Source organism: Oceanicola granulosus HTCC2516 (assembly GCF_000153305.1).
Taxonomy (GTDB): domain Bacteria; phylum Pseudomonadota; class Alphaproteobacteria; order Rhodobacterales; family Rhodobacteraceae; genus Oceanicola; species Oceanicola granulosus.
In genome coordinates this window covers 1,061,474-1,069,596 of the sequence record NZ_CH724107.1, presented here as the reverse complement: position 1 = coordinate 1,069,596, position 8,123 = coordinate 1,061,474, and the positions used below count along the sequence as shown (strand labels likewise).

The following is an 8,123-nucleotide window of genomic DNA, read 5'->3' as shown; positions in this document are numbered from 1 at the left end:
AGCAGCGCCATCGCCGCCGACAGCGCCAGCGCGGCGACACCCCCGGTGCGCAGCGCCACCTCGTCGCGCCGCCCGAAGGCGCGCCCGGCCCGCACCGTCGCCGCCTGGCTGAGGCCGAGATGGACGACGAAGGTCATCGAGCTCAGCTGCATCGCGATCCCGTGCGCCGCCAGCGGCACCTCGCCGATCCAGCCCATCATCACCGCCGACACCGTGAACAGCGTCGCCTCCGCCACCGCCGTCACCCCCATCGGCAGGCCGAGCCGGAACACCCGCGCCAGCACCTGCCCGTCGACCTTCCACAGCCGGGTGAACAGCGCGTATTCCGGCGTCTTGCGCATCACCCCGCCCCGTCGGCCGCCTCACCGCAACCCGGCGCAGAACCGGGCGATGCGGTCGCAGGCTTGCGCGAGCGTCTCGTCGGCGAGGGCGTAGCTGATGCGGAAGGCGGGCGAGAGGCCGAAGGCCGCGCCGAAGACCACCGCCACCTCCGCCTCGTCGAGCAGCGCCATCGCGAACGCCTCGTCGTCGGCGATCTCGGTGCCGCCCGCCGAGACCTTGCCGATCAGGCCTTTGATCGAGGGATAGACGTAGAACGCGCCCTCCGGCACCGGGCAGTCGATCCCGTCGATCTCGTTGAGCCGCGCCACGACCATGTCGCGCCGCCGCAGGAAGGCGGCGTTGCGCTCGGCGAGGAAGTCGTGCGGGCCCTCGAGCGCGGCGAGGGCGGCGAACTGGCTGATCGAGCAGGGGTTCGACGTCGACTGCGACTGCACCTTGCGCATCCCCGCGATCAGCGCCTCGGGGCCGGCGGCGTAGCCGATGCGCCAGCCGGTCATCGCGTAGGCCTTCGAGACGCCGTTGACCGTCAGCGTGCGCGCCTTGAGCCGGGGCTCGACCTGCGCGGGGGTGGTGAAGCGGAAACCGTCGTAGACGAGGTGCTCGTAGATGTCGTCGCTGAGCACCCAGACGTGGGGATGGCGCAGCAGCACGTCGGTCAGGCCCTTCAGCTCGGCTTCGCTGTAGGCGGCGCCGGTGGGGTTGGACGGGGAGTTGAGGATCAGCCAGCGGGTCCGCCCGGTGATCGCGGCCTCGAGCTGCGCCGGGGTGATCTTGAAGCCCGCCGACAGCGGCGCCTCGACGATCACCGGCGTCGCGCCGGCGAGGCGGACCATGTCGGGGTAGGAGACCCAGTAGGGGGCGGGAATGACCACCTCGTCGCCCGGGTTCAGCGTCGCCATCAGGGCGTTGTAGAGCACCTGCTTGCCGCCGGTGCCGACGCTGATCTCGGCGGGGCCGTAATCGAGCCCGTTGTCGCGGGCGAACTTGGCGCAGATCGCGCGCTTCAGCTCGGCGGTGCCGTCGACGGCGGTGTAGCGGGTCCGGCCCTCCTCGATGGCGCGGATCCCCGCGGCGGCGACGTGGGGCGGGGTGTCGAAGTCCGGCTCGCCGGCGGCGAGGCCGATCACGTCGCGCCCGGCGGCCTTCAGCTCCAGCGCCCGCCCGCTCATGGCCACCGTCGGCGAGGGCTTCACCCGGTCGAGTGTCGCGGAAAGCAGTTGCATGGTCGGCTCCGGTGGCATCAGGGGCGGCGCCATGTCATAGGAAGGGCCCGTATCACGCACAAGCGCGAAAGGCATGGATATGAGCGCCACCGAGTCCACCGAGGGCTGGTACAGCGACGACGCCGCGACCTTCGGCGACCGCCTCGCCGCCGCCCGCGAGGCCGCCGGTCTCAGCCAGAAGGACCTCGCCCGCCGGCTCGGCGTCAAGCACCAGACGCTGAAGCACTGGGAAGACGACATCGCCGAGCCGCGGGCCAACAAGCTGCAGATGCTGTCGGGGCTGCTGTCGGTGTCGCTGCGGTGGCTGCTGACGGGCCACGGCGAGGGCGTCGAGCCGCCCGGCGCGGCCGAGATCGCGCCCGACGTGAGCGCGGTGCTGGCCGAGATGCGCGCGCTGCGCGCCCAGGCCGACCGAATGGCAGAGCGGCTCGGCGTGCTGGAGAAGCAGCTGCGCCGCGCGATGACCGACGCGGCATGAGCGAAAGGCACGAGACCCGGCTGAAGCGGCTGCGGATGCGCTCGATGCGGCGCGGCATGAAGGAGATGGACCTGCTCCTGATGGCCTTCGCCGACGCGCGCCTCGCCGGTCTGTCAGGCTCCGAGCTCGACGCCTACGAGCGCCTGCTCGAGGAGAGCGACCAGGACCTCTACGCCTGGATCAGCGGCGCCGCGCCGGTGCCCGCCGCCCACGCGCCGCTGATCGCGCGCATCGCCGAGACCGCACCCGGCCGGCGCTGAACTTTTTGCGGCGACTTTAACGGGATGTTTCATCTCTTGCGCCATGACCTGTCGAAGAGCAGGAGCATGGAGAGCAGAAATGAGCATGTTGAGGCCCCTCGAGAGCGCCCCCGCCCCGGGAGCCGAAGTCGTCTTCATGGCGAGCTACCTCGACGCGCTGAATCTGATCGAGCGCCTGCACAGGCTGCTGCTCGACGTCGTGAAGGACGAGTTCGAGCGGCTCGGCCTGATCGATCTCAACGCGGTGCAGGCGCTGCTTCTGTTCAACATCGGCGACAACGAGGTCACCGCCGGCGAGCTGCGTAGCCGCGGGTATTACCAGGGCTCCAACGTCTCCTACAATCTCAAGAAGCTGGTCGAGCTGGGCTACATGCACCACCAGCGCTGCGAGATCGACCGCCGCGCCGTCCGCGTCCGCCTCACGGAGAAGGGGCGGCAGGTCCGCGAGAGCGTCGCCAAGCTGTTCGCCGCCCACGCCCGCGACATGCGCGAGACGGGCGTCATCGACATGGAGGGGATCGAGGACGTGAACACCGCGCTCAAGCGGATGGAGCGGTTCTGGTCGGACCGGATCCGCTACATCTACTGACGCCGGCTCAAAGCCCCAGCCTGTCGCGCAGGGAAAACCACGTCATCGCCAGCGCCAGCAGCGGCGCACGGGCGGCGGCGCCGCCGGGGAAGGGCGGCACGGGCAGGCGCGAAAGCGTGTCGAAGCGCTCCGCCTGCCCGGCGATCGCCTCGGCCATGATCCGCCCCGCCATCAGCGACAGGGCGACGCCATGGCCCGAGAAGCCGCCCGCGGCCAGCACCGCGGGCGCGAGGCGGCGCACGTAGGGCAGGCGGGTCATGGTGATCCCGAGGGTGCCGCCCCAGTGATGCGTAATCTCCACACCCGCGAGCGAGGGGAACAGCCGCTCCATCCGGGCCCGCAGCGCGGTGAGGATGTCGGTGGGATAGCCGATGGCGTAGCTCTCGCGTCCGCCGAACAGCAGCCCGCCCTCCTCGGAGAGGCGGAAGTAGTTCACCACGAACCGGCTGTCGGCGACGGCGATGTCGCGGCGCAGCACGTCGGCGGTGCGCGCGCCGAGCGGCGCGGTCGCGGCGATGAACGAGTTGATCGGCATCACCCGCGCGGCGTAGTCCCGCTCGAGCGCCGGCAGGTAGCCGTTGCCCGCGAGGATCACGTGGTCCGCCACCACCCGCCCGGCATCGGTCACGGCCGTCGTGCCCTCGAGCGCCGTGACCTCGGTGTGCTCGTGGATCACCGCCCCCGCCGCCTCGGCCGCGCGCGCCAGCCCCAGCACGAGGCGCAGCGGGTGGACATGGCCGGCGTCCATGTCGAGCACGCCCCCGGCATAGACGGGCGAGGGGCAGATCGCCGCGAAGGCGTCGCGGTCGAGGAACTCGGTCTCGTAGCCGTAGGCCTGCCGCAGCCACTCGGCGTCGGCCTGCGCCTCGGCCGCGCCCGCCGCGTTCCATTCGCCGTGCAGGATGCCCGGCAAGTAGCGCGCGCCCGGCGCGTGCGCCTCGACGTAGTCGCGCACCAGCGCCTTGGCGGCGTCGGCAATGTCCCAGAGGTGGCGCGCGGTGTCGTCGCCGAGCCGCTTCGCCAGCCAGCGCTGGTCCTTGTTGAAGCCCGAGCTGACCTGCCCGCCGTTGCGCCCCGAGGCGCCGAACCCGGCCCGGTGCGCCTCGAGCACGACCACCTTGTAGCCGCGCCCGGCCAGCGTCAGCGCCGCCGACAGCCCCGTGTAGCCCGCCCCGACCACCGCCACGTCGGCACGCACCTCGCCGCGCAGCGGCGGGCGCGGCTCGGCGAGTTCGGCGGTCGCGGCGTACCAGCTCGGCGGGTAGCGGCCGGGCGGGTCGTTCTTGTAGAGCGGGTTCACGGCGCGCCTCAGACGTTGAGCAACAGGTGCTCGCGCTCCCAGGGCGAGATCACCTGCAGGAACTCGTCGTACTCCGTCGCCTTCACGATGGAATAGACCCGCGCGAATTCCGGGTGCAGCACCTCGTGCATGTCCTTGGCCGCGTCGAACTGCTCGAGCGCCGCGTAGATGCCGCGCGGGATCGCGTCCTCGGCCTCGTAGGCGTCGCCGTCGAAGAGCTCGTGGGGCCGCAGCTTGTCGCGCAGCCCGAGGTAGCCGCAGGCCAGGGACGCCGCGATGCCGAGGTAGGGATTGCAGTCCATCCCCGCGATCCGGTTCTCCACCCGCCGCGAGGCCGGGTCGCTGACGGGGATGCGGATGCCCGTGGTGCGGTTGTCGCGGCCCCACTCGAGATTGATCGGCGCGGCGTGGTCCTTCACGTAGCGGCGGTAGGAGTTCACGTAGGGCGCCAGCAGCGCGACAACGCTCGGCAGGTGCTGCTGCAGCCCGCCGATGAAGTGGAAGAAGGCATCCGTTTCGGCGCCGTCCTCGCCGGTGAACAGGTTGCGTCCCTCGGCGTCGCTCACCGAGTGGTGGATGTGCATGGCGCTGCCGGGCTCGCCCTCGATGGGCTTGGCCATGAAGGTGGCGAAGCAGTCGCGCTTGAGCGCCGCCTCGCGTATCAGCCGCTTGAAGTAGAAGATCTCGTCGGCGAGCTTGACCGGATCGCCGTGGCGCAGGTTGATCTCGACCTGCCCGGCGCCGCCTTCCTGGGTGATGCCGTCGATCTCGAAGCCCTGCACCTCGGCGAAGTGGTAGATGTCGTCGATCACCGGCCCGTACTCGTCGACGGCGGTGAGCGAGTAGGCCTGGCGGGCGGCGGCGGGCCGTCCGGTGCGGCCCATCATCGGCACGATCTCCTTGGCCGGGTCGGTGTTGCGCCCGACCAGGTAGAACTCCATCTCCGGCGCCACGATCGGCTCCCAGCCCTGCGCGCGGTAGAGCTCCACCACCCGCTTGAGCACGTTGCGCGGCGCGAGCGGGATCGGATCGCCCGCCTGGTCGAACGCGTCGTGGATCACCTGCAGCGTGCCGTCGTCGGCCCAGGGCGCGGCGGTCGCGGTCTCCATGTCGGGGCGCAGGATCATGTCGGGCTCGGTGAAGCCGTCCTGCGCCGCCTCCTCGCCCCAGTCGCCGGTGATCGTCTGGTAGAAGATCGAGTTCGGCAGGTGGAAGTGCGTCAGCCGCTGGAACTTGCCGGCCGGGACGGCCTTGCCGCGCGCGATGCCGGGGAAGTCGGCGATGACGCACTCGACCTCGTCGAGGCCGGTCGATTCGAGGTAGGCGCGCGCCGCCGAGGGCAGGGAGTTGAGCCAGTCGCTCATGCCGCACCTCCGCCCTGCAGCACCCGCGCGATGTGGTCGGCGAGCGCGGCGCTGTCGCTGCCCCGGCCGAGTCCGGCGCGGGCCTCGTCGCGCAGCTCGGGCGGGATCGCGTCGCCGCGGTGCTCGATCAGTCCCTCGATGAAGCGGTCGTCGAACTCCGGATGCGCCTGCACCCCGAAGACGTGCGGCCCGATCACGTAGGCCGCGTTGCGGCAGGCCGGCGAGGTGGCGATGCGCTCGGCGCCCTCGGGCAGCGCGACGACCTGGTCCTGGTGCCAGGCGTTCAGCGCCACCTCCTCGTCGCCCCAGCGGTAGGCCTGGCGCCCCACGACCCAGCCGCCGGGCGCCTTCTCCACGCGTCCGCCGAGCGCCTGCGCGATGATCTGGTGGCCGAAGCAGATCCCGACGAGCGGCCTGCCGGCGGCGTGGATGTCGCGGATCAGCGCCTCGAGCGGCGGGATGAACGGGTGCTCCTCGTAGGCGCCGTGGCGCGAGCCGGTGATGAGCCAGCCCTCGGCGGCGTCGGGGCCGTCGGGGAACGCCATGTCGACCACGTCGAAGGTGGTGAACTCGAATCCGCGCCCGTCGAGCAGGCTCTGGAACAGGTCGCTGTAGTCGCCGAGGGCGGGGCGCAGGGCGTCCGGCGCGTGGCCGGTCTGCAGGATGCCGATGTGCATGAAACACCAATTGCTGTGCAGCCCGGACGCTATCGGCGCGCGCGCCGGGCCACAAGGCCCTCCGCGCGCCGCTTCATCTGGCCGCAAATATGCCCGCCGGAGGCGTCCTCAGCGTGCCAGCAGCGTGCCGGGCCGGAACCGGGCGCGGCTGCGCTGGGCCTGGGGCAGGTGGCGGTTGAGGCGGCGGTTGATGTGGCCCATCAGCGCGATGATCCCGAGGGTGACGGCGATGAAGTACAGCGCCAGGATCGGGTAGGGGACGAACGGGTTGAACGTCTTGTCGGCGAAGTAGCTGGCGTAGTAGAGCGCGTCGCCCTTCTGCTGGCGCGCCGGGAAGCCTGTGAAGAACACCAGCGTGGTGGCGTGGAACAGGAAGATCGCCTCGTTGGTGTAGGCCGGCCAGGCGAGGCGCAGCATCGTCGGCCAGGTGATCCGCCGGAACCTGTGCCAGCCCGACAGCCCGTAGGCGTCGGCGGCTTCCATGTCGCCCTTGGGGATCGAGCGCAGCGCGCCGTAGAAGATCTCGCCCGAATAGGCGGCGGTGTTGAGGAACAGCACGATCGCCGCGCCGAGCCACGCCGAGGTGAACATGTCGAAGAACGGGTAGCGGCTCTTCAGCGACAGGAACGCGAAGTAGGCGAAGAAGAACTGGATGAAGAGCGGCGAGCCGCGCACGACGAAGACGAACCATTCGGCGGGCTTGCGCGTCCAGCGCGAGCGCGACGCCTTGCCCAGCGCCACCGCGTTGGCGAGCAGGAAGCCCGACAGCAGCGCGACGGCGCCGAAGTAGATGTTCCACAGCATCCCCGAGCCGATCAGCGTGACCTGCTGGCAGAGCGTGAAGTCGGTGCGCGGCAGCAGCCGCTCGCCGTAGCCGAGGCTGCGCAGCGCGTAGTCGGCGATGGTCTCGGTGCAGCTCATCCGCCCGCCCTCCGTTGCCGCTCGCCGCCCATCGTCGCCTGCCCGTGCGTCAGCCGCAGCATCAGCCGTTCAAGGACGATCTCGCTGATGCGCGTGAAGATCAGGTAGAAGACGAGCAGCGCGAGGAAGTACCACATCCGCCAGTCCGGGTGCGGGTACTTGGTGAATTGCGGCGTCTTCGTCCCGCCGAGCTCGCGCGCCCAGTAGACGATGTCCTCGACGCCCAGCAGGAACAGCAGCGGCGTCGCCTTGATCAGCACCATCCACAGGTTCGACAGCCCCGGCAGCGCGTAGACCCACATCTGCGGCACCAGGATGCGGCGGAAGATCTGCGCCCCCGTCAGCCCGTAGGCCTCGGCCGTCTCGATCTGCGCGCGCGGCACCGCCCGCATCGCGCCGTAGAGCACGTTGGCCGCGAAGGCGCCGAAGACGATGGCGAAGGTGAGCACCGCGACGCCGAAGCCGTAGGCCTCGTGCACCCATTGCGGCGACGTCGACAGCGGCAGCTTGGCGGCGGCGCAGACGACGAAGTCGTTGCCCTGGTAGATCGGCTGGTCCCAGTCGGGGCACTTGGCCCTGTGGCGCACGTACTCGAACATCTGGTCGAGCGCGATCACGAAGAACAGGAAGAACGCGATGTCGGGCACGCCGCGCACGATGGCGATGTAGCCCTTGCCCAGCCACGACAGCGGCGCCGGCCCGCGCGCCACGGTGGCGCCGGCGAAGCCGAAGGCGAGCGCGAGCGGCGCGGTGATGGCGAGCAGCAGCAGCACGGTGCCGAAGGCGCCGTAGAAGGCCAGGTGCTTGCCCGTCGTCAGGTAGCAGAAGAGCCAGCTCAGCCCGCTCAGGGTTTCCGGATCGGTGCACATGACGCGCTCAGCCCTCCGCGCCTGGGGCGGTGGGCCGGGCGGTGCCGGGCCGGCGGGGGGCGGAGGAGGCGCTCATCGGCGTCGCGCCGGTGCGGGACGG

The 8,123-nt window shown here is 70.9% G+C and carries 10 protein-coding genes; 3 read left to right on the top strand and 7 right to left on the bottom strand.

What is annotated here, in order from left to right; translation table 11 throughout:
- Positions 1 to 341 (bottom strand): MATE family efflux transporter (locus OG2516_RS05050; protein ID WP_007254550.1); only part of this gene is annotated, 341 nt, incomplete at its 3' end.
- A 21-nt stretch (positions 342 to 362) separates the two neighbouring features.
- Positions 363 to 1,565 (bottom strand): pyridoxal phosphate-dependent aminotransferase, encoded by a 1,203-nt coding sequence (locus tag OG2516_RS05045; protein WP_007254549.1) that lies wholly within the window; start codon positions 1,563 to 1,565, stop codon positions 363 to 365.
- 73 nt (positions 1,566 to 1,638) lie between these two features.
- On the opposite strand from OG2516_RS05045, the gene OG2516_RS05040 reads away from it, so the two are divergent.
- From OG2516_RS05040 to OG2516_RS05030, 3 genes are all read left to right on the top strand, one after another.
- Complete coding sequence (locus OG2516_RS05040) at positions 1,639 to 2,043, top strand: helix-turn-helix domain-containing protein (protein WP_007254548.1); 405 nt, start codon at positions 1,639 to 1,641, stop codon at positions 2,041 to 2,043.
- On the top strand, positions 2,040 to 2,303 hold the full coding sequence (locus OG2516_RS05035; protein WP_007254547.1) for a succinate dehydrogenase assembly factor 2: 264 nt from the start codon (positions 2,040 to 2,042) through the stop codon (positions 2,301 to 2,303). The genes OG2516_RS05040 and OG2516_RS05035 overlap by 4 nt, the downstream gene beginning before the upstream one ends.
- A gap of 79 nt (positions 2,304 to 2,382) precedes the next feature.
- Positions 2,383 to 2,892, top strand: a complete 510-nt coding sequence (locus tag OG2516_RS05030; RefSeq protein WP_007254546.1) for a MarR family winged helix-turn-helix transcriptional regulator — start codon at positions 2,383 to 2,385, stop codon at positions 2,890 to 2,892.
- Positions 2,893 to 2,899: 7 nt separating this feature from the next.
- Here the strand turns inward: OG2516_RS05030 and OG2516_RS05025 are convergent, their stop codons facing one another.
- From OG2516_RS05025 to OG2516_RS05005, 5 genes are all read right to left on the bottom strand, one after another.
- Positions 2,900 to 4,192 carry an NAD(P)/FAD-dependent oxidoreductase gene (locus OG2516_RS05025; RefSeq protein WP_007254545.1) on the bottom strand — a complete coding sequence of 431 codons (1,293 nt, stop codon included), beginning with the start codon at positions 4,190 to 4,192 and terminating at the stop codon, positions 2,900 to 2,902.
- Between the two features lie 8 nt (positions 4,193 to 4,200).
- Entirely contained in the window at positions 4,201 to 5,556 is a 1,356-nt protein-coding gene (locus tag OG2516_RS05020) for a glutamine synthetase family protein (protein ID WP_007254544.1), read from the bottom strand.
- On the bottom strand, positions 5,553 to 6,233 hold the full coding sequence (locus OG2516_RS05015; RefSeq protein WP_007254543.1) for a type 1 glutamine amidotransferase: 681 nt from the start codon (positions 6,231 to 6,233) through the stop codon (positions 5,553 to 5,555). Before OG2516_RS05015 ends, OG2516_RS05020 begins: the two co-directional genes overlap by 4 nt.
- Before the next feature lie 108 nt (positions 6,234 to 6,341).
- Complete coding sequence (locus OG2516_RS05010) at positions 6,342 to 7,154, bottom strand: ABC transporter permease (RefSeq protein ID WP_007254542.1); 813 nt, start codon at positions 7,152 to 7,154, stop codon at positions 6,342 to 6,344.
- Entirely contained in the window at positions 7,151 to 8,023 is an 873-nt protein-coding gene (locus OG2516_RS05005; RefSeq protein WP_007254541.1) for an ABC transporter permease, read from the bottom strand. The genes OG2516_RS05010 and OG2516_RS05005 overlap by 4 nt, the downstream gene beginning before the upstream one ends.
- Positions 8,024 to 8,123 lie beyond the last annotated feature (100 nt).

What these genes read in the sequence shown, in the direction of transcription:
- OG2516_RS05045 (WP_007254549.1), bottom strand. Translation starts at nt 1,565, where the DNA reads ATGCAACTGCTTTCCGCGACACTCGACCGGGTGAAGCCCTCGCCGACG.
- OG2516_RS05035 (WP_007254547.1), top strand. Translation starts at nt 2,040, where the DNA reads ATGAGCGAAAGGCACGAGACCCGGCTGAAGCGGCTGCGGATGCGCTCG.
- OG2516_RS05030 (WP_007254546.1), top strand. Translation starts at nt 2,383, where the DNA reads ATGAGCATGTTGAGGCCCCTCGAGAGCGCCCCCGCCCCGGGAGCCGAA.
- OG2516_RS05015 (WP_007254543.1), bottom strand. Translation starts at nt 6,233, where the DNA reads ATGCACATCGGCATCCTGCAGACCGGCCACGCGCCGGACGCCCTGCGC.
- OG2516_RS05020 (WP_007254544.1), bottom strand. Translation starts at nt 5,556, where the DNA reads ATGAGCGACTGGCTCAACTCCCTGCCCTCGGCGGCGCGCGCCTACCTC.
- OG2516_RS05010 (WP_007254542.1), bottom strand. Translation starts at nt 7,154, where the DNA reads ATGAGCTGCACCGAGACCATCGCCGACTACGCGCTGCGCAGCCTCGGC.
- OG2516_RS05005 (WP_007254541.1), bottom strand. Translation starts at nt 8,023, where the DNA reads ATGTGCACCGATCCGGAAACCCTGAGCGGGCTGAGCTGGCTCTTCTGC.
- OG2516_RS05040 (WP_007254548.1), top strand. Translation starts at nt 1,639, where the DNA reads ATGGATATGAGCGCCACCGAGTCCACCGAGGGCTGGTACAGCGACGAC.